Genomic DNA, 24563 nt, shown 5'->3' with positions numbered 1-24563 from the left:
CCGAAATATTCATATAGCCGCTATTAAATGGAGATCATTTTTGAGGAACTGATCATTCAATTTTCCACCCCCCTTTATCTACTTCTGATCGGAGCAGAAGTATTTCTCAGTCACGCCCAGCATCGCGTATATTATAGTTGGCGAGATACATTCATGAATGCTCTGCTGATGATGTTGAATGCAGGTATTGATCTGTCATTCAGGATTTTATATATTGGTATTCTGGCATGGTTTTTCGACATACGATTTCTCGAGCCGCTTGAAAACCCTTATCTTTACTGGTTCGCACTCTTTCTGGCGGAGGATTTTATTTTTTACATCCTTCACTATGTGGATCATAAAAGCCGACTGTTCTGGGCTATCCATGTCACCCATCATTCATCCGAATATTTCAATTTGACGACTGGATTTCGTTCGTCGGTTTTTCAACCTCTGTACCGTTTTGTTTATTTCGTGCCGCTGGTTGTGTTGGGTTTTCGACCCGCTGACATTGTACTGATGTATTCGATTACTCAGATCTATGGCATTCTGGTCCATACCAAGTACATAGATAGGCTCGGTTGGTTGGAAAAAGTACTGGTTACGCCGTCGCATCACCGGGTTCACCATGCCTCCAACATCGAGTATCTTGATCGGAATATGGGTATGTGCCTGATCATCTGGGATAAGCTTTTTGGTACTTTCCAGGAAGAACTGGACGAAGTGGAGTTGCGGTTTGGATTGACCAAATCGCTGGATGATACCTCGGTTGAAAATACCGTTTTTCACGAATGGAAGGAGATTGTGCAGGATGTCAAACAGCAGACCACCTGGAAACTACGATTGGGCTACCTGCTGAAACCCCCGGGCTGGTCGCATGACGGTAGCCGCTTGACGGCTGAACAACTGCGTGAAGCGTATTTGTCCCAAAAAAAGGGTAGTTCAGAATCAGGAGGTCTGTTGTAACAGGGTCTTGATTGTTTTCTGAAGTTCTTCGTGTTGGTGTTTCCGGTTAAGGACCAATGGGGCGGCCATGCGCTCTTTGCAGTCGAAAAGTGAGCATCGTTCGCAAGTTTCATTTACCAGCCGTCGCCTGATCGCGGGATCATCCAGAAACGCGATGACTTTTCTCGATTCTTCATTCACAAAAATCCCCATCGAAACACTGACGTTCTGGTTCTGGGAGGAAGCGGTTTGCTGGGCAAAGCTAATCATGAGGTACTGCTCACTGGTGCCTACATAGCTGGAGAGCTGCGCCTGGCAGATGGTTTTTCCACTCTCGCCCCTTTTCATTTTTTCCGCCAGGTCCAGCAGAATGGTTAGAGAAACCCAGCGGCGGCAGTAGTATTCGTCTTTGACCGTATGGGGAATGTGCTTGCGAGCAATATGCATCTCTTTGGTGAGCTCGAATTGGTTACGACCAGCGAAGTTGTTGAAGCGAAGAAAAAATAACTGGTTGATACCGAAGTGTTTGGGTAGGATATTGCTCAATCGGTAACAAAAGGATTCGGGCGTTGTGTTAAAGGTATCAATCATTTCCAGCAGTTCGCCCGGTTGCCAGGTTTTTTGCGAAAAGAAGGCCTTCAACCGGGGCACGAGCAGCGAACGCCGAATGATGATAGCGCTCGAAAAATAGGAGGCCTTGTAGTTATTGAGCAGTTGCTCGAAGGATTCGACTTCTACCAGAGAAGTTGTGAAGAGCCGGTTCTTCAATTTCATAAACTGATAGCCAATTTCCCGGCCGTACACAAAGGATTTCTGCACACTGGTGAGATTGACGTTCATCAGCAGAATGTTTCCCTCAGGGTGGGGTACCAGTAGTGATCGTACGCTTTTCAGCTCAGGGTTTTTGGTAGCATTGATGGATTTGATGGTGTATTGATAATCCTGCGTCAGAATTTCCTCGAGGTACTTTTCGTCCGGAACCCGGTCGTCGGATATTCCCTTTTGGGCCAGGTAGGCTTCGGCGGCATGTTCTATTTCCTCAAAATAATTATCGTTCATCTCTTGATAAGTGCGCAGGGCCGACAAATAAAACTGCTCAACCGACATGTTATAATTGCGGGCGATCTCGATGAGGGTACCTATGAAGGCACTCACCCGCGTGGGCGCGTCCGAAAGCATTTCGAGTAGTGTGGATTGATCGATTCCGAAGAGATCCAGGGGTAGTTCGGAAAGGACGTTGGAGCTGAGGAGCTCCGAAATGGGTTCGAGGCGTTTGCTCAGTTTCAGCGAAACCAGTGCATCGTATTCCACTCCCAAGGCCGCAGCCAGGGCAATGATCTTGTCGGACTTGGGATATTTCTTGCCTTTTTCAATTTCATTGATGTAGGAAATTGACAGCCCCGATTTCTGCGATACTTCGCTAAGCGACAACCCCTGATCGAGCCGTAACTGTTTTAGTTTCAGACCAAAAACTATTTTTACATTTTCAGTGCTCAGCGTCACGGATTTAGGGTAGGTTAGTGAGAAATAAAGGTAAGGAATAATATGGGGTGACAAGCAAAAGACCGGAACTGGAACCGGTCTTTTGCTGCTTCATAACGATGTATGTACCTTAGGGTCAGGGAGCCAGGTTGAAGGCTTTTCTGACTTCTTCGTAATTCTTATAATCAATGTTTCCGTTGAGTCGGGCATTTTGGGCAGGCACGACTACGATCCGGATGTTATTGAAAAATCGCTTTTTGGGCGTTTCATCCAGTTGGAACATGAGAAAATTGAGGTCGAGGTTTTCTACCCCATACGCATAGGTAAAGTTGGAGATTTCAGTGCCAAAGGGTACTATGCCTGGTAGCGGGAACCAATAACCGGAGCTTTTGGCATACACCAATACCACGCCATTTTCAACACTGCTGGCGACATCCTGCGTAAGTGTAAGGCCGAAGCTCAGTGAACCGTTGGCATCTGTCGAGATCGTATCGGTCGAAAACTGCACGGCCCCAGCAGGGTCGCCCGGTTCACCGGGATCGCCTTTGGGGCCGATTTCGCCCTGTGGGCCGATTTCTCCTTGATCCCCTTTGAGTTTATCACAGGACGTTAAAAAAGGAAGTGCCCCAACCAGGCACAGGAAAAGTAGTTTGCGAATCATAACACACAGATTTTGATGAATGGAAAAAACATATAAAATTTCCACCAATATAGGGAAATCCCACGGAGTCAGTACTGATCTAGTCTAGGAATTTCAAATAAAGCTGTGTTTGAAGGGTACCCCTGCCTAGAGTACCTCAAGCCCTCCGTAAAGTACATTTTACCGCAGCATGCGCTTTATATAAGAACGGCAGGCATGGTTAAAATTGATAAAAAGAAAACCCTGTTTCCAAGGATGGAAACAGGGTAGTTGTAGATTTATTATACCAAACTTTTGCCCTATGCCTACAATAACCAATAGTGTTCAGGAAATTAACGACCTGATTAAAAGGATGTCTGGCAAAGAACAAGATGCCCTGCTCGCTGACTTGAAAAAGTGGTCGATTTTAAAGAAAGCAAGACGGCTCGATTCATCCGTTCTTGATAACTCCCTTACCAGGCAGGATGCCGTCAATGAGGTTCGGATGGTAAGGCGTGAGCGCTGCAAGTAGCAGGGGTGTACATCGGCAGCAAAAGTTTGAGTTCCTTGTCGCCCTCCAGCACCGAGCCAGATACCTGGTGACCTGCAACCGGAAATTGCAAGGGGGGGGCGTTGGGAAGCATCAATCTGGGCTCCCGCTATTCACACACTAGAAACCATTCTCATACGTAACTTAAAATTGCGTCCATGAAATATTCCGTCAATTCTCTTGCCTGGGCCGCACTAATCGCCTTTGTGGTGGCTTGCCAGCCCAAAACGCCCGATCCCGATCAGAACCTGCAAATACTCTCCCTTTATTTCCGTGAGATTCCGGCGGAAGACGTGGCCATCGACCAGGAGAAGAAATTGATTACGGTGAGGGCTCCCGAATATCTGCCCTCGGGCGAAATAATCCCTTACGTGGAATTGAGTGGGCAAGCCGAGCTGAAACCCGTAAACTGGCGGGGCCTGTTTTACGGAGACTGCCCCGAGTGCAGGAAGCTGGAATTGTTCGATAAGAATGCTGCATCCAACATCCCAGCTTCGAGCGGTACACCGCAAAGTACATACACCGTGACGCTGCTTCCGGCGGGACCGCTTACCATCGATGCGACTGCCCTCGCCGCCGACTTCGACCCCCGTGATTACCAGTTAAAACCGACCGAGTACGGCCCCAATTTTTTCTTTTTGCCATTTCGGAATCTTCACGGCAATGACCTGCCGACTCAGGCCAAATTCACCAATCTCGATAACAAGGAAGTTTTCATCGTAAAGGACTCAGACAGTCCCAACGGACCAAGTTCTTCCTTCTTCTTTCAGGGGGCCTCGGCCCGTATCAATCAGTTGGGCATCGAAATCCAATCCATGGAAGAAAAGCTGACGCCCGGTCGCTACCAGGTGGAGCTGACCATGAAGAATGGCGAGGGACTGACCACGCCCGAATTCGTAACCCTCAAACCAGGCCGGCTCCGGGTGAACAACTGGCAACCGGACTACGAGGGGTCCCGGGTGCGGCCGGGAGGCACCTTCCTGCTCACAGGGGGGAATTTGTCCGCAGATAATCTTAAAGTAGAGCTGGCGGATTCCCTAGGACAAGTCACAAAACTAACGGTAGCGGATGCCAGCAAGTACGGCGAAACGGCACGAATCAAACTCCCCGCTTCCCTGGAATACGAACATTACGTCCTGCGGATCAGCGATGCCACCGCCCGATTCGAGTTTTGCCACCAGGTTCACAATAGGCCCGGCACACTCGCCGCGAACGAAATCTATTATATGGGCGACTACCTGTCGTCGTGTTCCATCCAGGAGCCGCTCTTTTTTCCAAGGGACCAGGAGAATTATGTGAGCGTCAACAGCGTGGCCCCCAGAACCCGCCTGAAACTGGTTGGGTTTCAGGATTCGACCAAAACTTATTTTGCCGAATCCGAACTCCGTCACGTGACGCAGGTTGGGGAGTCGGCCTTCGTGCGCTTTCCGGTAGACATCCCCGCTGGCAGATACCGCGTATCGCTGCAAGTGCTGGACGAAGCCGGTAAAGTGAATCAGGAAGGCCCTCCTTACTGGCGAGTGATTGAACTCAAATAAAAAAACTACCTGCCAGGTAAATACCACTGAAAAAAAGGATAAATTTAAATTTCGCGGGTACCACAGAGCTTCTTTCAAATTTGCACTTTCCTGGGAAGTTTTTAATAACTAACTTTATGTAAAGAGATTATAACAAGAATGAGAGCTAATATTTTTTGTCACTTAAAAGAGAATTAGTACAAAATTTCTCTTGCTTATTCCTTGATATTTATTATTCTTTCTGGCGAATCCCGCCAAGCTTGCTTTAGAACATAATTCGTCAGTTCATGGTCGGGGTAATGCCCATCAAATGACCAGATTTCTAAATAATCAATAATACCATTTGTTAAAAAAACGGCAGCGTCAGCACCAACTTTTAGCTCTGGTGAATCAATAGTCACACCATTGAGAACAAGATTTTCTTGAGTAAGTCTATATTCAATTATTTCTGCTGAATGTGAGAAGCTTATAAAAACACCCCCACCCTCAGTATACTCATAATTTGTGTCGCTCAAGAAGGGTATTTGTGATTTAGCTGCTTTTCCCTCATCACCATCTAGGAGTAATTCTAATACATCTGAAATGTACCTTGACTTAATCATACATTCTGTTGTATAAGTGGCATTATGCTAGGTAATGCTTTTCGATAGGAAATTTAAGGGGTACATAATACATCTCCCGAAATGACCGATCACTGACTATTTTCAAGATTCTATCTTGAAGCCTACGGCGGTGTAAAATCTGGCTATCACGATATTCGATTAGACCGGTTTGAGTCTGATCAGTGTTCCAAAAAAATATGCATTGTAGTTGATTAGGCGATAAGATGTCACTCCAGACTTTGAAGTGCCAGATTGACCCATCCTTTCCAGTATAAGTTTTATTAAAAGCCTCATCAGACCACCACATATTAAGTCAAAAACTGTTCTATAATCTCAATATGTCAAGCTACTATCGTTTTTTGCCAGTAATATATCGCAAAAGCCAATCACCACAAAATTTTTTGTCCGATTATTATCAGCTCTAAATTAGGACCAAAAATCTATCAATGAGCTTTATAAAGTGGTTCCTTGAACCAGCCAATCCTGGTCCAATAGGCAAGTTAGGACTAAATTCTCCCGAGTCGGATGACGATGATGACAAGCCACCTAGAAAATGGCTTATTTGGTTAGCGGTTGTAGTCGGTTTGATTCTATTTGGTGTTGGTCTCTTTTGGGCGTTTCAAGATCTGTCTCATAGAGCGGCCCTGCCAATAATTTCCAGACTATGTTATTTAGCCCTTTACATACATTATAATGCTCCCCAAAAACTGGACAGGTAGGATAACTTAAAAAGTTTTACCTTGGACCTACAAAATGTCCAAAAATGGCCAAGTCACCTCGCCGCGTCCACGACGCAAGCTTCAAGACCAAAGTGGTCCTCGAAGCGCTCAAAGGAGTCAAAACGCTTGCTCAACTCAGCAGCGAATTCGGCATCCACGCACAACAGATTACCGATTGGAAGCGACAGACGCTCGAAGGCATTCCCTCTATCTTCGAGTCGGGATCTACCAAGCCAACGCTTACCGTCGAGCAACGGGAGCAGCGGGGTGGCCCGTGCCATAGAATCGCCTCTTTTTCAGCAGATCGGCCAACTGAAGGTCGAGAACGACTGGCTGAAAAAAAAATTACGGACGAACTGACCATTGACCCTCGTAAGCTGGTCGACCCTACCGACCAACAGTTTTCCATCAACCAGCAGTGTGGAGTGCTGGGCCTTTCACGGTCGAGCTACTACTACCAGCCCGTGGGTGAATCAGCTCAGAATCTAGCGTTGATGGAGCGAATGGACAGACTTTTCACCGCTCGCCCTGAAATGGGTGTCCGCCGTATGCACCAGGAATTGACAACATTAAATGCCCCTGTCAACATTAAGAAGATACGTCGGCCCATGCGCTTGATGGGTCTGGAAGCGGTAGGGCCCAAGCCCAGGCTCTCCAAGCCGCAACCAGGCCATACGATTTATCCGTACCTACTAAAAGGCGTAGCCATTGAGCGACCTAACCAGGTATGGTCAACTGACATTACCTACGTGCCGATGAAAAATGGATTTTTGTACTTGTGCGCCATCATTGATTGGTTCAGCCGCTTTATTCTGAGCTGGCGGCTAAGCAACACCTTGCTGACCGATTTCTGCATTGATGCACTGGAAGAGGCTTCGAGTAAATGGGGGAAGCCTCAGATTTTCAATACAGATCAAGGCAGTCAATTCACTAGTCATGCCTTTTTGAATCCTCTGATTTCCAATGATATAAGGGTAAGTATGGATTCAAAAGGACGGGCTTTGGATAATATTTTTATCGAGCGTTTTTGGCGTACGGTGAAATATGAACATATTTACCTTAGAGCTTATGAAGACGGTCTGGGCCTGCATCAGGGGCTGAGTGAATATTTTCGCTTCTACAATTGGGAGAGAAAGCATCAGTCCCTGGGCTACCAGACACCTGCCCAATGGTATGAGAGTAGGTGGGAAAGGTAGGAAAAAATCCAATTTTTCCCTACTAATGATTCAAGCTTGAATTGACCTCAAACCTGTCCAACAAATGGGGAGCACCATACATCCAGACATCTACTACCGGCTTGTCAGACTTACATAAATAAAAAAAGGCCGTCTAATAGGGGAGGTATTCCGGGTACATGAATAAATCTAAAGGATAATAATAAAAAAAACCGGTCCAGAAAGCCATACCTTTCTGAACCCCTGTCAAGTGACGGCATTCGCTTTGAAAACTTCCCTAAAAATAGGGGCCAACAAGTAGGTCCAGCTCAAAAAGATAGGGCGCCTTTCTTAACATGACTTATTGACCTTTTTCATGTAATATATACATACGGCCCATTAGCCAGAACTTTAGCTATGCCGGCTGGTACTGTCGTGAAAGTCAAGCATATTTACTGTGCCGGTAAACTAAATTATCTAAAAGGCTTAAAATTCGAGAGAGTCCAGCAAGTCATCAATCCTAAAAACGAACGGTCAGTGAGACTGTTCTGGCATGGTACCTTAAACTATCAGATCTAAGAAGATACACTTCCAGATTTTGAGAAAGCTGAATGCTATTGGGAGAATTGTTTAAGAGGTTTTTTGATGAAGTATAACAGGTAATAGTCCTGAACACAAAACTTTGCCTTTTTTAAATTTAAAAATTAACACCATGTATGAGCCTGATTTTTTGGAGAAGAGTGCTGAGCGATCCAAAAATGTATACCGTTTGATAAATTTTCGGCCACTCCTATCATTAAATCACCAGCAGGTTAGTACTTTGATGGTAGTTATTCATGCCATCGCGCCGGATACCGGAATTAGCAGCCTTTGAGTAAGGGGGATAAGGAAAGGAACAGGTAAGCTGACTCTTCAAATAAGGCCACATGGAACTCGTTTTCCTTTTTGTCGCAACCTACTTTTTTCAAAACCGGCGGATGAAGGTTTTCCTTTCCTACAATTCAAAGAATCGGGCATTTGCCGAGGCAATCGCCGCTAATCTGACGCGCGACGGCTTCGCGCTGTTTTTTGATAAGGAAAGTATTGTCGCCGGGGACGATTGGTCCAATACCATTAGGGAGGGAATAGAGCATAGTACTGCCGCCCTGATCTTAATCGGGGAGGAAGGCATTGGACCCTGGCAGGCCAAAGAAGTACTTACCGTTGCCAGCAAGCAAACGTCCACACCGGAAGTCCCTTATCACATTATTCCGGTGGCGCTGCCCTCCATCAGCAAAAAAACCGCCTATACCCCGGATTGGGTGTTGGTTAACTACCAGTGGGTGCAGTATGCCGATCCGAACGACCAGCACGCCTACACCCAAATTGTCAAAGGCCTGCGGGCTTCTACCGACAAGAATGGAAGTAGCCAGAGGGGCGAAAACCCTTATAAGGGTCTGCAAAGCTTTCAGGTGGACGATGACTCCCGCTTCTTTGGCCGAACCTACGAGCTTAACCAGGTCTTTCACGACAAACTCCGCTTTCATGTTTCTATCAAAAACCACAATTTTCTGGCCGTCGTAGCCGAGTCCGGCTCGGGGAAATCTTCCTTTATGCAGGCGGGTATCCTAGCGGCGCTCAAGAAGGGTCAGTTTCAGGGCAGCGGGCAGTGGAGGCGGGTTACGCTGAAGCCCGGTTCCGATCCGCTGCTGGAATTATCGACTACAGTAAGAAGGGAAGGGCTTATTTCTGATTCCCTCGCCTTTGAGGAAAGGGTACTCCGGGACCCGGATGCATTGCTGCGCACGATAAAAGAGCAGAACGCTACCTGGGTGATGTACGTGGATCAGTTCGAAGAGGTGCTCACCCAGCATCCCAAAACGGATGACAAAACCCAAAAAGAGAAATACGAAAAGCGCCGCACGGCTTTTCTGGCCAATCTGACCCAGGCCATCGAGACCGAAAAAGCCGTGGTGCTGCTCTCTCTGCGGAGCGACTACTACACCCACTTTGGGGCGTATCCGGGCTTTAAATCCTTGCTCGAGAGCCAAAACTTTACTCTGCCGCCCATCCGCCTTGAGGAAGGAGAGGACTGGAAAAACAACCAGGTTCTCAAAGACATCATCTCCAAATCAGCCCTGAACGCCGGCGTGCTAGTAGACCCCGATCTGGAAAAACAGCTTATCCACGCGCTGCGGGGAGTACACGGCAAACTCCCGATTTTGCAGCTTACGCTGGATATGCTCTGGAAGCAAATAGCACCGGACGCCCGCCAGATAACCTTAACGGATTTTGCCCAAATCTCCAAAAACCAGGATTTGGCTGGTATCATTCAGACACACGCGGACCAAGTAGTGGATAATCTGACCACCAACCGAACCGATTCCCGCAAACTCGACCTGATCCGGCGGATATTCGTACCGCATCTAGTTGAGATTAGTGACGGAAGAGAAGATGTGCGGCGCACCGCCGGTAAAGAAGAACTGCTTGCGATTAGTGGTTTTGACTCCAATGAAGTAGAAGCTATTCTTGGTGATTTAAGCGGCGAAAAAGCCCGGCTCATTACGGTGGATGGCAATAAGGTGGATGTGTTGCATGAGGCAATTATCCGAGAATGGCCTTTGCTTAAGGGCTGGATTGACGCCCGGCGAGAGGCATTCGCTTACCTGGACAAACTCCGGGATAAAGCAGCAGAGTTTGAAAAAGGAAATGAGCCGACGCTGGGCTGGGGGCAGCTAAAAAAAGCGAAGGCCTGGCGCAGCAGCAATCCTGATCTTACGAATGGGGACATCGATGTCTTTATCCAAAAAAGCAGAACTCGGTACCGTAGGGATGCTGGAATTGCACTAGCTATGTTTCTAGTAATATTACTTGGCACTTGGGTGGGGTACCCTATTTATCAAAGAAATCAACTTATTAAAGTTTTCAAATCTCCGCCTCTGGACTCACTATGGGAAGCTTCCGGAGGGCATTTAGACTCAATCCACATTCTTTACATAAACAAGAGTAACATTCATTTGCTTCAAACTAAATTACACTATTTACACCATTTACATTATGTGCGTGTACAAGGCACGAGCGAGCAGAATCTGTCATTCTTAGAAGATTTAACCTCGCTTGACTCGCTGATGATCGATGGTAACCTTTCCCTGAGTGGGCTGGAGAAGCTGGCGGGCCTGCAATCGCTGAGGATTTTAGATAACGACTCCCTGCGCAGCTTAAGCGTTTTAAAGAAGCTCAAGGGCCTGAAATATCTGACAGTTTCAAATAGCGTTTCCCTGAGCGGCTTGGAGAAACTGACGGGCCTGAAATCGTTGACAGTTTATGGTAACAATTCCCTACTCAGCAGGAGCGGTCTGGAGAGGTTGACAGGCCTGAAATCTTTGACGGTTTATGGTAACAATTCCCTGAGCGGTCTGGAGAAGTTGACGAGCCTGCAATCGCTGACGGTTTCAGGTAACGAATCCCTACTTAGCCTGAGCGGCCAGGAAGTGCTGACAGTTTCAAATAGCGTTTCCCTGAGCGGCTTGGAGAAACTGACGGGCCTGAAATCGTTGACAGTTTATGGTGACAATTCCCTACTCAGCAGGAGCGGTCTGGAGAGGTTGACAGGCCTGAAATCTTTGACGGTTTATGGTAACAATTCCCTGAGCGGCTTGGAGAAGTTGACGAGCCTGCAATCGCTGATGGTTTCAGGTAACGAATCCCTACTTAGCCTGAGCGGCCTGGAAAAGCTGACGGGATTGCAATCGTTAACTGTTGGTCTTAACTATTCCCTACGCAGCCTGAGCGGACTGGGGAAGTTGACGGGCCTGAAATCGTTGAAAGTTTATGGTAACAATTCCCTACGCAGCCTGAACGGATTAGAGAAGTTGACGGGCTTGAAATCACTGGCAGTTTCAGGTAACGAGTCCCTACTCAGCCAGAGCGGTCTGGAAAAGCTGATGGACTTGAAATCTTTGGCGGTTTATGGTAACATTTCCCTGAGCGGACTGGATAAGCTGACGGGCTTGAAATCGCTGACAATTTCAGGTAACAATTCCTTGAGCGGCCTGGAGAAGTTGACGAGCCTGCAATCGCTGACGGTTTTTCATAAAGATTCCCTGCGCAGCTTGCGCATTCCAGAGAATCTGAAAAGTCTAAAATCGCTAACGGTTTCATTTAACGATTCCCTGCGCAGCCTGAAAGGATTGGATAAGCTGACGCGCCTGAAATCGCTTTCAGTTTATGATAACGATTTCCTGAGTAGCTTAAGCGGCCTGGAGAGAATACAAAGTCCTAAAGTACTGGAACTAGGATCAAAGGAATTCAATCTTTTAAAAGATCAAATATATAAATTTAAAAACCTGGAAGAGCTGATTGTACCATCAGATGTAAAAGTGGACTATGAAAAACTCAGTAAAAACAATCCAGGAATTAAATTAATTAGAGAAAACTTTTAAACTTATCTCTTTGCTGGTCAGCAATTTTTCTTCCAAAAAAACCCTAAATCCAAAACTCACCAATCCAACCAACCAAGACCATGGGACTACCTAACCAATTCAACGACCTTATCCAGAACCAGCTCAACGTATATGCTGCCTGGTTACCCGTTACGAACAATTTCAAACTGGGCGATTACGGGATTTTTTCTGATGGGGTTTTCATCAAGATGGGCAATATCGCTGAGTTCGATGTCGCCTTCGAGCGCGCTACCGGGCCCGATGCCAGCCTCGATTTTACCTCGGCTGATACACTGGTGTCCAAGTTTGCCGGTGGAGCCGAGGTAGATGTCATACCAGCTGGAGCAATATATGCCAAGATTGCCTTCAAATTTCAGAAAGAAAGATCATTCCTGATAAAAGCACCCACCATACGGGTCAACGAAATCCAGAACACGCAGCAGGTAGCCAACCGTTTGAAGGACACCGATGGATGGGAAAAAAAATGGAAGGTGGTGTTTCAAACCTTCGAGGCCGTTGACCCGCTCATCATTTCCACCCTATCGGCCGGTACGGAAATTACCTTCGGGGGGAATGCGCAGGCCCTCAAAGAATTGAAGCTGGGAAACGCTGAGGTAGAGGTTGGTACCACCAAAGAACTGGGATTGAAGGTGCAGGGAAAATCGGGGGTTATCGCGCTGGGACTCTTCAAGCTGAAACTATTCGGTGGCGGAGTCAACGTACTGACCCGGGACCTGACGGCACCGGGCGATGCTGAGTTCGAAATACCTGCCACGCCCGATACGGATCTTTAATCACCTTTTTCCCTCCCTTCCCATGGCTACTTCCCGGATATTAGTTCCTGCAATTGAATCAAAAAAAGAAAATCTCCTCTCCACGCTCGGGGAAGAACACCTGGAGCTAAAAAAAGAATTCAGCTTTCAGGAAGTCAAACGCGGGGAAGACCTTAAACCAGTACCAGTTGATTTGGAGGTAGGGGATGTGCTACAGTTCGAGTTTGACGACGACACGGTCTGGCTCTGCACGAAGGGTGATCTGGGGGAGTTGTTTGATGAAGTGGCACTGCAGGAAAAGCGCGACCTAACGGTCGATGGCGTGGAGAATGCCCCCGTTCTGATTCCGACCGAACTGGTGCTAGTTGATCAGCAGCGCGGCCTGAAAAAGGTCCTGGTGAAATTCCTGAAAATATTCGGGAGGAAAAATGTCGAGAACCTGCCGACCGAACTGGATGAGATCATTCGTAAGCTTGCCACCGATTTTGAAGAAAAAGCCCTCGACAAGCAACGCGGGTTGCTGGGGTTGAAGCGTGACTTCACCCTGCATAAAAAAGAAGTGAAAGAGGACGGCACGTACTTTCTTTTTCTGCACGGCACCGCCGCCTCCACCCGCCAAACTTTTGCGGCGCTTAATCCCGAAGGCAAACCCACCGACCTCTGGAATACGATATTTGAGACTTACGGAGAAACCAATGTCCTCGCCTTCGAACACGAAAGCCTGACCAAGAGTCCGCTCCAAAACGTCCTCGAACTGGTCAGGCAACTTCCCGCCAGGGCCACGCTGCACCTTCTCAGCCAGTCGAGAGGCGGGATGGTCGGCGATATCCTCTGCCGTTTCTGCATCGAGAATTCCGGGGGCCGCGGATTTTCGGACAAAGAAACCACCTACCTCAACCGGGTCGGCAGGGCGGCGGACGTGAAGCTGATCGAAGAAATCAGGGAAGTGATGCGGGCCAAGACCATCACCATCGGAAAGTTCGTGCGGGTGGCCTGCCCGGCCAACGGAGCCATCCTGGCCTCCAAACGGCTGGATGTATTCCTGAACGTGGTGTTCAACCTCATTGGCCTGGCCCTGAAAAAAGAGGGGGAAGTCCATACGGCGTTCAGAAATTTGCTGGCGGCGGCGGTGGAAATCAAGAACAATCCGAACGTGCTGCCCGGATTGGAAGTCCAGAACCCTGACTCCCCCTTTATCCAGGTTCTTAACAATCCGACCCCCGACCTGGAAATCACGACCCCTCTGCTGGTGGTTTCAGGCAACAACAAGGTGACGTTTCGTTGGTCGGCCATTGTCTCCATCCTTACCAAGCTGTTCAATATGGGGCCCAACGACCTGATCGTGAACACCCGGTCGATGTTCAACGGGGCCAAACGAGGCACGGACAGGTCGCAATACTACCTGGACGAAGGGCCGCAGGTGATACATTTCAACTACTTTGCCAACAAACCGACCCGGGACGCGATCCGGGAGGCAATCCAAAGTGAGGGGGTAAATCCGGTTCCGGGCTTCATATCCCTGACAGACCGGGATTACACTGCGACCGAAATACGAAACATCAGCCTCACCAATCCCAAGGGAAGACTGTTCCCGGTACCCGTATCGGGCAAAAAGCCGATCGTGATTCTATTGCCGGGCATTATGGGTAGCAACCTGACCTTTCAGGACCAACAGGTTTGGGTCAATTACCTGAGCATTCTGCGGGGTGACCTCACCTCTTTGGAACACAGCGATGAAAACAACCGCAACATCATGGCTCCTTCGGTGGTGGAAGCATCCTACAAAAAACTAACCGATTTCTTGAGTCCGGACTATGATGTGGTCGTGTTCCCCTACGACTGGCGGCTGAGCATACCGCAAAGTGGCGAGGCTTTGAACAGCAAAGTGGTGGAGCTGCTGCAATACAAGCAACCCATCAAGCTGATCGGCCACTCGATGGGCGGCCTGGTGATCCGGGATTTCATGGTCAACAGCAAATACCAGGACACCTGGTCGAAGCTGAATGCATATGCTGATTTCCGGCTACTTTTTTTGGGTTCTCCGCTGGGCGGCTCGTTCAGGATCCCCTACATCCTGTTTGGCGAGGATTCGATCATCCACACCGTGAGCACGCTTGACCTGGCCAATTCCAAGCGAAGTCTGGTAAGGATCTTTACCCGGTTTCCGGGCATTCTGAGTCTGCTGCCGCTGAATGAGGCCAGGGGCGAGAAAGATAAAGAGAATGACTTCGCCCTGGCCAAAACCTGGCAGCGCATGGCCGAAGCCTTCGGCGATGAGGAGTGGCCGCTTCCTGACGCCACCGTACTGGCCGAGTTCAGCACCTACCGCAGTGAGGTGCTGAAAAGTACCCCCGATTATGCCAAAGCCATCTACATCGCGGGTCTGGCCGGAAAAAAAGACCAGACCATCAGCGGCTACCGCATCAGAAAGCGGGAGACTTTCTTCGGCCCCCGCGAAACACTCGAATTCCTCGCCACCCGGGAGGGAGACGGCAGTGTCACCTGGGCCAGCGGCATCCCGAAAGCAATAGCAGACGAAAGGAATGTGTATTTCTCGGAAGTGACACACGGTGAGCTCGCCAATGATTCAGTCCTGTTTGGGGCATCGCCGATCTGTTGAAAACGGGAAGAACCAGTCAGCTGCCACAAACTCAGCCCAGTTTCCGTGGACTGGATACCGAAACGGTCGCAAAGACCGATGCCACCTTCGACCTGTCGCCCGACAGCGTAGAGAAAGTGCTGCTGGGGCTGCGCACTTCACCCGATAGTTTCGTCCCGGGCCAGTCGCCCATCATCGTTTCGGTCAGCAACGGTCACCTCAAATACGCCCGGTACCCGCTCCTGATCGGGCATTTCGACCGGGACGGCATCCTATCGGCCGAAAAAGCCGTTGAGCAGTCCCTTAACGGGGAGTTGAGCAGACGCATACAACTCGGGCTGTACCCAGGGCCGATCGGCAGCAACACCTATTTGGAAACCAAGAATCTGGGCGGGCTCAAAGGGGTGATTGTGGTAGGTCTGGGCCGACAGGGTGGGCTCAATGAATTCCTGCTGATGAACACCATAGAGCTGGGCGTATCCAACTACCTGGTAAATCTGATTGGCAAATCTTCCGGTACAACGACTGAACCGGCAATGAAACCGAAAACGATCGGCATTTCGGCGCTACTGGTGGGCTCCGGGTACGGAGGGCTGAGCATCGAGGGGGCGGTACGCGCCATCCTGCAGGCGATTCAGAACGCCAATCAGAAAGTGCTCGCCACCTACCGGGAAACTGGAAGGGTGATCGAGGCCGTCGAATTCATCGAGCTCTACACGGACCGGGCCCTGGCCTGCGTGAAGGCCGTGAGCGTACTCGAAAAAGAGGAGAACAAGGTCTTGAGCATAAAACGGACCGGAAACAGTATCAGGTTACTGCCCGGCCGTCGCGGACGGCTTCCGGTGGAAGATACCCAGGACTGGTGGACGCGAATCAATGTCCAGCCCTACGATGATCCCGAAAATCTGGACAGAAGACGGCAGGGTTTGAAATTTGCAGTTGCCACTGATGCCGCCCGCATAGAAGAGGCCAGCCTCACCACCGACAGCCGCGATCTGTTCAGGATACTGGATGCCGTCTCGGTCAAGGATGAATGGACGCCCAGGCTAGCCAAGGTCATTTTCGAGATGCTCATTCCCAACGACTTCAAGCAGCAGGTAAAAAGACAAAACAACATAAGCTGGCAACTGGACTCCTTGACTGCGGCCTTTCCCTGGGAGCTCCTGCAGGACAGCACCACCAATGCAAAACCATTGAGTGTGAACGCCGGGATGATCCGCCAACTGGCCACACCCAACTTCCGCCGGGTTATCAACTCGGTCATTGACAAAAGCGCCCTGGTTATTGCCGACCCCAACCTGGAGGGCTATTTCGGACAACTGCCCGGAGCCCGGAGCGAGGGAGGGAAAATTGCGGCGCGTCTGAAGGCGGATGGGTACGACCTGGTCCACTCGTCCCATCAGAAATCAGCGGAGATACGGATAGAACTTCTGGGCCAGGACTACAAAATCATCCACCTGGCCGGTCACGGGGCCTTTGAATTTGGGCCGGACAAAAAAACCGGCATGCTCATCGGCAGGGACTCCTTCCTGACGCCGGACGACATCAGGCAAATGAGCGGGGTGCCCGAACTGGTATTTGTCAACTGCTGCTACCTGGGACAAATGGCTGCCATTTCGAATGAGGACCAACCGAAACCTTACCGGCTAGCCGCTAACATCGGTACCCGGCTGATCGAAATCGGGGTAAAGGCGGTGGTGGTGGCCGGCTGGGCGGTCAGCGACGCGACGGCCCTGGAATTTGCCGAAAAATTTTATGACTGCCTGTTCTCCGGAGATACTTTCGGCGAGTCGGTCAAAAGAGCCCGTCAGGCCATTTTTGACAACCATGGCACCCGCAACAACACCTGGGGGGCCTACCAGTGCTACGGCGATCCGTTTTACAGATTGACAAGCCAGGCCCATATTCAGAGCTATGAGTACACCTTCATTATTCCCGAAGAAGCTGAAATCGAACTGGGCAATATGCTGAATCAACTGGATACGGGCAGCTATGAGGTGGAGGTTTTTCAAAAGAAGATGAAAGGCATCGCCCTGGGCATGGAACGGACCAAGATCAGCAGTGGCAAAATCACCGAGCTGCAGGCGTTGCTTTACTCGGGGATGGGGATGTACCAGGAGGCCATCGGGATGTTCGGGAAACTGGGTACTCTCGAAAACCCTGTTTTCTCTTTCTCCGCCTGGGAAAAGTATTGCAGCGTTCGCGCCAAGTTTGCCGTACAAAAATTCAAGCAAGACCCGGGACAACGGGACAAGTGCCTGGAGGAAATCCAGCTGGCGGCGGAAGAGATCAATGCCTTGAACCGATTGGGCTGTACCAATGAGCGTCTAAATTTGCTGGGTAGCACCTATAAGCGCCTGGGCCTAATCAGCAACAGCACTGAAAAAACGAAAGCCTACGAAACCTCGGCCGGGTATTACCGGCAAGCCACCGACAAACCGGACAATGGCAACCGCTATTACTCGCTGTCCAACTGGCTGGCCATCGAGAATGCCCTGGTACAGGCAGGTCCCCGAAAATGGGGGGAGGCCATCGAATCGTTTTCAACCCTCAACAATCTCCCAAAAAGGGCCAAGGCCGCAATCGCTCAGGTTAAACAAGAGCTTGAACAGCAGTTGAAAAAAGAGCGGGAGGAGGCCAGTTTTTGGGATTGCATCGCCGAAGCCAATCTCCGGCTGGTCCTCATGCTGTTGGGTGACATAGAAACCCCGTACAGCGCGGTCAAGGAAACCTACGAGGAGGTCTGGAAATTCACAGGCCACAAGGGCAATCGGCTGGGAGAGCTGGAACACCTGGATTTTCTGATCGACTTGTATGGACTGATAGAAGGGGAAAAGGGAAAGAAGGTGCTGGATTTGGTTGTGCGGCTGAGGCGTGAACTGGAGGCGATTGGGTGAGGTCATTGACAATTTGTCTTGTTACAAGCTATTAGAATACAGTTTATTGACAAAAAAAAGTGATATGACATGGGATTTTTGGAAACAGGAGCTAAGCTTGAAAAAGAGGAAAAGTATGTGGTTAATAAGTATGCTCTGCTTATTGGCACCGAAACATTCAATGATCCGGCAATTAGTAATTTAGGGGGAGTCCTAAAGGATGTTGAAAAATTCAGCACAATACTCAGAGATTCAGAATTAAGCAGTTTTGAGGTGACCTCTTTGACCAACCCATTACTGATTGATGCCAGGCGTGCAATCTCTGATGTTTGTATAAAGGCAATGAAAGATGATATCGTTTTCTTCTATTATTCCGGGAAGGGGGTATTGGGCGCGGATAAATCATTTTATCTACTGTTTACTGATTCCGAGTATAAGTTTCAGGATGCCACCTGTATGGAATCAGAATTTGTCCTTTCCCAGTTCAGGAAATCCGAATGCGAAACTTTCATCATCGTTATCGATACTTGCCATAGCGGGGCTTTCTTCAATAATAACAGAGGGTTACCCAAAAGCCTTGTGGCGCTCACGGCGGGTGACGAAAATCAGATGGCGATGGAAACTGAGGAAGGTGGGGTATTCACTAATACTATAATAAAAGGCTTGAAAAGTGACTACATCGATGCAAATAGGGATGGCAAAATAACCTTCTCCGAGCTTTTTGATTATATAACCCAACAGCAGAGTAAAAGTACGGAATCATCGTACGAGGGTTCGCCAAAAAAATGGGAGTGGAATGTCGATAAAGACCTTGTCCTTTTTGACTCACCACGATCAGTATTCATCAGCTACCAGCGACAGCAAAGCGATTTGGTTGAGAAAATATCTCAATCACTTATTAAAAGTGGTATTAGTACGTTTGTTGACACAAAAAAAATTAGGACAGGTGATATCTGGAAAGAATTATTGGAGAGAAGCATAAAAAATGCGAGGGCATTTATAATAGTCTTGGATAAGGAAATTTTGAATTCTGAAGTAGCCGACTGGGAACTGGAAACGGCGCATAAGCACGGGGTTCCGATTTTGCCCTTAGCAGTAGAAAAGGTCACGATCCCGGCCCTTTTTCAGAAAATGTATGGCCATTACAATCGGATGGATTTTGATATTGACAAGTACGAATACAGTATCACTACGGTCATCGAGCATATAAAGGCTTTGCGAGTGAGGCAGCCGGAAGAGGTAGCAGAAGACAAAATTGCCGACGGGACAAGATAAAAGACCTGTATCGAATGAATGAAAAAACGCATTTCCTCTTATTTACAGGACACATGATCGATAAACAAGGAAGGGTCGATCAGGATGGTAAACCTAATCCCCGCTTCCCGCCCGAGAAAGAGGAAAGCGCCCGACGAGCAATTTACCGGGCGGTGCTAAAGGAAAAGAACATCAGGGCCAGCTCGCTGATTGGTTTGGCCGGGGGAGCCTGTGGGGGCGATATTCTTTTCCATGAGGTATGCAGTGAACTCGATATACCTACTCAGCTTTACCTGGCACTTCCCCGTGATCAATTTTTAGAGGAATCGGTTCAGTTTGCCGGTCCCAGGTGGGTGGAGCGTTTTGATAAACTATGCCAAAAACTACCGACCGAAGTGCTTTCCGAAAGCAAAGACCTCCCGGCCTGGCTTAGTAAAAAAACGAATGATTCCATTTGGGAGCGAGCCAACCTTTGGATGCTACACAAGGCATTGGCGAAAGGTGGTGAATGTATGACATTGATTGCTTTGTGGGATGGAAAGGCAGGGGACGCCGGTGGAGGCACCGAGCATATGGTTGCCCAAGCTCAGGCGCGGGGCGCGAAGTCCGTGATAATAGATGTGTATGAATTGCCGGCGTGAAAGGCTGGTTAGAAACAGTAGTGGCTGGGACGAAAAGTGCCTGCGCTTGATTTCCAGTAGCCTGCTTCCTTGATTTAATCAAGGTATTTTAATCATGGGCTTCACTGGATCGGTGTCGGGTATATAGTGTGCTGAAATTAAACAAATAAACACTTGGTTATTTATAGCTGCTGAGTTAAATCCAACTCATGGCAAAGCAAGAAAAGGTTTCAATCATGGATTAGCAAGGTAGGGCTAGATTTGCAGAAGTTAGCGATATTGCCAGCCAGGGTCTTTTACAGCACTGCTTATAGCATTAAATATAGTTTATTAGTATATTTCAAAAATGGAGAAAATAGGTTTAATCCAACAAGAGGCAAATTACTATCATTGAAAATTTACCTAAAACATATCAGACTCATGCCAAAAAAAACATTTATTTCCTTCAAAAGTGAAGACATACTTAAAGTTTGGGCTCTCAGAGGTTTATCTCATTTTCAGAATGTTGCCTTTGAAATGGATGACGTTTCTTTGAGAGAGTCAGTTGATAGTAAAGAGGAAGCTTACATTAAAAGTGTAATTCGTCCAAAAATTAAATCATGTGACGTTTGTTTGTGCCTAATCGGAGAAAATACTTTTCGAAGTAGAAAGTGGGTACCTTGGGAAGTTCGATTAGCCTCAGAAGAAGGCAAAACAATTTTGGCCATGAGGCTAAAAGACATGAACACCGCTATAACTCCGGCAGTTCTGAGCAATCTGGGTATTATTCCCTTTGATTGGGATATTGAAAAGCTTTTTGTACAAATTGGTAGATGAAGCAGATATTAATGAACGAACCACTATGCTTTGTTTTGATGCCATTCGGTAATAAAACAGACAGTTCAGGCAATACCTTTAATTTTGATAAAATATATAAGATATTGATTGAGCCGGCCATTGAAAAGGCAGGCTTTGATTCTATACGTGCAGATGAAGAAATGGGTGGTGGCATAATTCATAAACCCATGCTCGAACGGTTGATTCTATGTGAATTTGCTATCGCTGATTTAACAACTGCCAATGCAAATGTTTTTTATGAACTTGGGTTGCGGCATGCTGTACGTCCTTGGAGTACGATACTCTTATATGCCGAAGGGGCACGGTTACCCTTTGACGTAGCCCCTTTAAGAGCCTATCCATACAAAGTCGATTCCAGTGGACGGCCGTCAAACGTTGATGGAGATATAGACCAAATTGTAAAATTGCTTATATATGCAAAAAAAGAATCGAAGAATCATGAGAATGTGAAATTTACTGATAGCCCCTTATATCAATTGGTGGAAGACTATCCCAATATAGACCATACGAAGACCGACGTATTTAGGGAGAAGGTAACCTATTCAAAAGAAAAGAAAAAGCAATTGTTTGATGCCCGTAATTTGGAATCTGTCAGTGGAACTGAAAAAACGCAGATAATAAAAGAAATAGAAAATGAAGCAGGTAGCATTGAGGATTTAGAAGCGGGTGTTGTAATTGATCTATTGCTATCGTACAGGGCAGTAAAAGCTTGGCGTGAAATGATACGCCTGGTATTAATTATGCCAAGACCCTTGGTCGACACGGTATTAGTGCAAGAGCAGTATGCTTTTGCATTGAATAGAAATAGTCAGAGTAAAGATGCTGAAAGAGTTTTACTGGCACTAATTGAACGACGCGGTCCAAGCAGTGAAACACTTGGCCTTCTGGGAAGAGTTTATAAAGATAGATGGCAGCAAGCAGCAGAAGCAGGAGATGATATACTCGCGGAAGGATTACTGGACAAAGCTGTCGATGCCTATGCCAAGGGTTTTGAAACAGATTGGCGAGATGCGTATCCTGGTGTAAATGCTGTTACTTTAATGAGTTTAAAGAAATTTCCAGATGATAAGTTGCAAAAGATACTACCCATTGTACAGTATTCAGTGGAAAGACGTATCGAAAGTGGTAAGCCAGATTATTGGGACTATGCTACTTTGGTTGAACTCGCAGTTTTAAATAATGATGAGTACCAAGCTGGGGTTTATTTAGGTAAAGCATTAGCATCGATTAGAGAAATCTGGGAGCCGGAAACGACAGCTCGGAACTTGAGATTAATTATAACTGGTAAGCAAAAAAAGGGTGTTGATACCGGTTGGATTGAAAAAATAGAAACAGTTCTTCTCAAACATTCAATTACTAAATAGCAATTGTTGAAAACTTTGAACCCAAAAAATATGGTCGCTTAAATTACCGAGTTTGTTTGCCGATTACAGAACCCGATTCAGTTTATGAAATAGCAAATGATTTTATAAGAAAGCCCTGATTAAATACCCATATTAGCAATATACTCTATTTTGATCAATAATCATTTTTGCTGGAATAGTTGGTTACTGCCCGCTTCAATTCTTCTATGTTGGTTATACGTTTGTAAAATATGGTAAACATCTTAATGAAAAGAGTTTTCATGTAGTAATAATTCAATGTATATTTGGATTTATAATAAAAAGGATAATTCATATGGACAAGAAAATTGTTTTTATTGCTTTTGCAATCGAGGACGAAACTTCTCGTAATTTATTCACTGGGCAAAGAGTTAATCCTGATACCCCTTTTGCATTTGTAGATATGTCAGTAAAAGAAGCCTATGAAGATCTTTTCGCATAATTTCATGCAAAAAGGCTTATTAATCTGGTGCAAATACAGAAAAAAACCTTAATACAAAAGATAGTACAACGGCGGCGCAAATCCATTTAAAAGCTAGTTTTCTGCTAATAAAATTTCCTGTATAATACTCGATAGATATGGAAACTTTACGCTTTATCCTATTTTTAATATGTATGTGTGTATGTGTACTATCAATAGGAGCCTTTATTGCTTGTATGATACAAATACCAAAATCTATGAATAAAGTAGAAAGAGAATGGAAAGAAAAAAGAAAAAATGCTCCAACTAATATTGTATTCATAGCTTATAGGGAAATTGATATAGAACTTGCTTTAAATGTTGAAAGAACACTCAAAGAGTTTGAATTTAGTGTTTTTATGTGGAATCCATTTGATCCTTTCCAGGATCCTATCGACTCTATTTATGATTTTATTGATGCATCTTTTGCCATGATACAAATAAATCCTGATAATGAAAGTGACTGGATTAAACAAGAAAAGGAATTAGCAAGAAGTCATCGAAAGAAAGTAATTCAAATTGATTCAAGTAGCGATCTGGCTGTTTTAATTCATCAGCTTCAAGATTTAAGAAATGTTACACAACCTTTTCATATACCACCAGCGTTTCGCCACGACCTCACTTTAGAGTTAAAGGATAACCTAGAAAAGGCTGGTTATAAATATAGTACTGCTACTCGAAATATGGAAGATGCAGTCTATGAATCTAATAGTGGATATTCTATCATTGTAATAATGTTCCTTGGAGGAATTGCTTTTTATTCAGGTTTGTTTGCTTACCTTCTATATTAGCTTATATATGATATGCATGATTACTTATGTTATGCCCAAATGTGTCAGCTACGGTGGCTGATAAGCCGAGATCTAGAGGAACAAACCGGCTGCTATTTTGGTGGGGCGGGGAAAGCTCTGCTTGGCGAAAATAGTAGTTGGTGGCGAGAATGGGCCGGGCAAGACAACGGCCAGACCTTGATCCCCGTAAAGGAATAACATGACGCTTTTACGGCTCAAAAGAAAAATCTGCAAAGCCCGGATTAGGAAAAAGTCATACTCTTAGGCAGGCTGTAACGCTTTGGGCTTCCAAAAGTGCTTAATGTCAGACTTATTGATCTTCTTTTCGGCCTTCCACAGTTCATAATCGACCTGCAACTTTAACCAGAAATCAGGCCGTGAGCCGAACGCTTCCGCTAGGCGTATAGCCATTTCAGAACTGATGCCTTGGTGTTCATTCAGGATATTCGACAGGGTTTTAGGGGTCACGCCCAAGCCTTCGGCAATTTCCCGGTTTGTGATCGTCTGTCCTGTTTCCTCGCGTAAGCCCTCAATAATGTCCCGGATCATAGAACCAGGATGGGGGGGCGCATACCTCTCTTAATCATAGCTTCCTCCTGTTAGTGATAGTCCAAATAATCAACGTCATAAGCGTTTCCGTCTTCAAAACGGAATATGATTCGCCAGTTTCCATTTACTTTGACTGACCAAAACCCTTTGTAATTTCCACTCAAAGGGTGTAAGCCCCAGCCAACTACATTCAAATCATCAATCGTTTCGGCTTCATCGAGGCGGTATAAAATCCGCCGTATCTTCTCAACGTGGTGCGCTTGCAGCTTTGACGGATTATCATCCTCAAAGAAAAGCCTTAGCCCCTTATGCCGAAAACTTTCAATCATGCTTACAATGATAACACATAACGTTACGTGTTACAAGATTTATTTTCCTTAAAGATCATAGGAATATAATACAAGTAAAATATAATTTCTAGGAATTAATTGCTA

At 46.9% G+C, this 24563-nt stretch carries 18 protein-coding genes and 1 pseudogene; 14 read left to right on the top strand and 5 right to left on the bottom strand.

Annotation, left to right across the window (positions count from 1 at the left end; all coding sequences use genetic code 11):
* Positions 1–27: 27 nt before the first annotated feature.
* Positions 28–945 carry a sterol desaturase family protein gene (locus GBK04_RS26300; protein ID WP_152764927.1) on the top strand — a complete coding sequence of 306 codons (918 nt, stop codon included), beginning with the start codon at positions 28–30 and terminating at the stop codon, positions 943–945.
* On the opposite strand, the gene GBK04_RS26295 is transcribed toward GBK04_RS26300, so the two are convergent.
* On the bottom strand, positions 928–2427 hold the full coding sequence (locus GBK04_RS26295) for a helix-turn-helix domain-containing protein (RefSeq protein ID WP_373331371.1): 1500 nt from the start codon (positions 2425–2427) through the stop codon (positions 928–930). The genes GBK04_RS26300 and GBK04_RS26295 overlap by 18 nt on opposite strands.
* 115 nt (positions 2428–2542) lie before the next feature.
* On the bottom strand, positions 2543–3067 hold the full coding sequence (locus tag GBK04_RS26290) for a collagen-like triple helix repeat-containing protein (protein WP_152764923.1): 525 nt from the start codon (positions 3065–3067) through the stop codon (positions 2543–2545).
* A 280-nt stretch (positions 3068–3347) separates the two neighbouring features.
* Between GBK04_RS26290 and GBK04_RS26285 the strand changes: the two genes are divergently transcribed.
* Positions 3348–3557: a hypothetical protein gene (locus GBK04_RS26285; RefSeq protein ID WP_152764921.1), complete on the top strand. Its 210-nt coding sequence runs from the start codon at positions 3348–3350 to the stop codon at positions 3555–3557.
* A 176-nt stretch (positions 3558–3733) separates the two neighbouring features.
* Entirely contained in the window at positions 3734–5113 is a 1380-nt protein-coding gene (locus GBK04_RS26280) for a hypothetical protein (RefSeq protein WP_152764919.1), read from the top strand.
* A gap of 194 nt (positions 5114–5307) precedes the next feature.
* On the opposite strand, the gene GBK04_RS26275 is transcribed toward GBK04_RS26280, so the two are convergent.
* Positions 5308–5694 (bottom strand): hypothetical protein, encoded by a 387-nt coding sequence (locus tag GBK04_RS26275; RefSeq protein WP_152764917.1) that lies wholly within the window; start codon positions 5692–5694, stop codon positions 5308–5310.
* 763 nt (positions 5695–6457) lie between these two features.
* Between GBK04_RS26275 and GBK04_RS26270 the strand changes: the two are divergent.
* The 11 genes and pseudogenes from GBK04_RS26270 to GBK04_RS26225 all read left to right on the top strand — a co-directional run.
* Positions 6458–7573, top strand: a pseudogene (locus tag GBK04_RS26270) (IS3 family transposase); the annotation flags it as partial.
* A gap of 920 nt (positions 7574–8493) precedes the next feature.
* Positions 8494–11988 (top strand): nSTAND1 domain-containing NTPase, encoded by a 3495-nt coding sequence (locus GBK04_RS26265; protein WP_152764915.1) that lies wholly within the window; start codon positions 8494–8496, stop codon positions 11986–11988.
* Positions 11989–12068: 80 nt separating this feature from the next.
* Positions 12069–12782, top strand: coding sequence for a hypothetical protein (locus tag GBK04_RS26260; RefSeq protein ID WP_152764913.1), 714 nt, complete (start codon positions 12069–12071; stop codon positions 12780–12782).
* A gap of 22 nt (positions 12783–12804) precedes the next feature.
* On the top strand, positions 12805–15381 hold the full coding sequence (locus GBK04_RS26255; protein WP_373331369.1) for a DUF7379 domain-containing protein: 2577 nt from the start codon (positions 12805–12807) through the stop codon (positions 15379–15381).
* Positions 15378–18257: a CHAT domain-containing protein gene (locus tag GBK04_RS26250; RefSeq protein ID WP_152764909.1), complete on the top strand. Its 2880-nt coding sequence runs from the start codon at positions 15378–15380 to the stop codon at positions 18255–18257. The genes GBK04_RS26255 and GBK04_RS26250 overlap by 4 nt, the downstream gene beginning before the upstream one ends.
* A 69-nt stretch (positions 18258–18326) precedes the next feature.
* Positions 18327–19511, top strand: coding sequence for a TIR domain-containing protein (locus tag GBK04_RS26245; RefSeq protein WP_152764907.1), 1185 nt, complete (start codon positions 18327–18329; stop codon positions 19509–19511).
* 53 nt (positions 19512–19564) lie between these two features.
* Complete coding sequence (locus tag GBK04_RS26240) at positions 19565–20131, top strand: hypothetical protein (RefSeq protein WP_152764905.1); 567 nt, start codon at positions 19565–19567, stop codon at positions 20129–20131.
* A 399-nt stretch (positions 20132–20530) separates the two neighbouring features.
* Positions 20531–20926 (top strand): TIR domain-containing protein, encoded by a 396-nt coding sequence (locus GBK04_RS26235; RefSeq protein WP_152764903.1) that lies wholly within the window; start codon positions 20531–20533, stop codon positions 20924–20926.
* Positions 20923–22311 carry a TRAFs-binding domain-containing protein gene (locus tag GBK04_RS26230; protein WP_373331368.1) on the top strand — a complete coding sequence of 463 codons (1389 nt, stop codon included), beginning with the start codon at positions 20923–20925 and terminating at the stop codon, positions 22309–22311. The genes GBK04_RS26235 and GBK04_RS26230 overlap by 4 nt, the downstream gene beginning before the upstream one ends.
* Positions 22312–22624: 313 nt before the next feature.
* Positions 22625–22771 (top strand): hypothetical protein, encoded by a 147-nt coding sequence (locus tag GBK04_RS31185; RefSeq protein ID WP_373331367.1) that lies wholly within the window; start codon positions 22625–22627, stop codon positions 22769–22771.
* Positions 22772–22908: 137 nt separating this feature from the next.
* Positions 22909–23580 carry a toll/interleukin-1 receptor domain-containing protein gene (locus GBK04_RS26225; RefSeq protein WP_152764901.1) on the top strand — a complete coding sequence of 224 codons (672 nt, stop codon included), beginning with the start codon at positions 22909–22911 and terminating at the stop codon, positions 23578–23580.
* Between the two features lie 261 nt (positions 23581–23841).
* Here GBK04_RS26225 and GBK04_RS26220 read toward each other — a convergent pair whose 3' ends face one another.
* Positions 23842–24129 carry a HigA family addiction module antitoxin gene (locus GBK04_RS26220; protein WP_152764899.1) on the bottom strand — a complete coding sequence of 96 codons (288 nt, stop codon included), beginning with the start codon at positions 24127–24129 and terminating at the stop codon, positions 23842–23844.
* A gap of 50 nt (positions 24130–24179) precedes the next feature.
* Positions 24180–24458: a type II toxin-antitoxin system RelE/ParE family toxin gene (locus GBK04_RS26215; RefSeq protein WP_152764897.1), complete on the bottom strand. Its 279-nt coding sequence runs from the start codon at positions 24456–24458 to the stop codon at positions 24180–24182.
* Positions 24459–24563 lie beyond the last annotated feature (105 nt).

This window comes from Salmonirosea aquatica (genome assembly GCF_009296315.1).
Lineage (GTDB): Bacteria > Bacteroidota > Bacteroidia > Cytophagales > Spirosomataceae > Salmonirosea > Salmonirosea aquatica.
The sequence above is the reverse complement of the archived record's forward strand: the minus strand, read 5'-3'. Positions and strand labels throughout refer to the sequence as shown.